The sequence below is a fragment of the Enterobacter sp. EC_50 genome (genome assembly GCF_019584525.1).
In the GTDB taxonomy this organism is placed as follows: domain Bacteria; phylum Pseudomonadota; class Gammaproteobacteria; order Enterobacterales; family Enterobacteriaceae; genus Enterobacter; species Enterobacter roggenkampii.
The window spans coordinates 1-815 of the sequence record NZ_VDAF01000074.1; the positions used below are offsets into that span (position 1 = coordinate 1).

At 51.3% G+C, this 815-nt stretch carries 1 protein-coding gene; it reads right to left on the bottom strand.

What is annotated here, in order from left to right:
* Positions 1-23: 23 nt before the first annotated feature.
* Positions 24-815: IS630-like element ISEc33 family transposase (locus tag FHC48_RS23015; protein WP_220420631.1), on the bottom strand; the 792-nt coding region annotated here is incomplete at its 5' end.

Sequence of the window (815 nt, forward strand, 5' to 3'; positions counted from 1 at the left end):
CTAAATAGCTGCGCCTAATACCGCTACACTTTTGCCTGACCATGTTTTCCTCCGGGGAATGGGCTGGCGGTTTCCATAAAATGGCGGACCTTTTTCAGTAACTGCCACATTGAGCGGCACTGATGATTACGGGTTATCGTGTCATGAAGTGCCTGCCATAGCCGTTCCACATGATTCACCCACGGCGAGTAAACCGGCTGGTAAATTACCCTGAACTTGGGATTTGCTTTCAACCAGCGCTGTGTTTCGCGGCTTTTATGGATAATGTAGTTATCAACGATCAGCGTGATTGTTTTCGCCCGCCGGTAAGTGGCTTTCAGGTGCTTCAGCAGAGCGATAAACAGCGCTGAACTTTTGCTGTTGCCGCCCACGTAGCTGACTTTACCCGTGCCACTGTGCAGTGCGCCGGCCAGATAGTATTTTTCGTTCTGCCCCGGCGTCACTACCCGTTTCTGCTGTCCGCGCAACTGCCAGTCCGCACCGATTTTAGGATTAAGGTGGATATCCACTTCATCTTCATAAAATACCGGATGCTCTGCGCTGCATTCATCCAGCGCTTTGTGGATTACCGCCATCTTTTCATCTTTATGTGGGTCACGGATACGCAGAGTTGGCGCGGCCCTGCGCCATACAAGCCCCGCAGATGGCAACCAGCGGCGAACGGTTCCTGCATGTAACTGGCAACCGGTTATCTCATTGATTTTTAATGCCAGTAATTCGGTGCTCCAGCGTGAACGTTGATAACCAAAATCGCCGGGAGAATGCTTTATCAGCTCACGTAACAGGGTGCAGATATGTTCAAAAGGCCAGCGTCG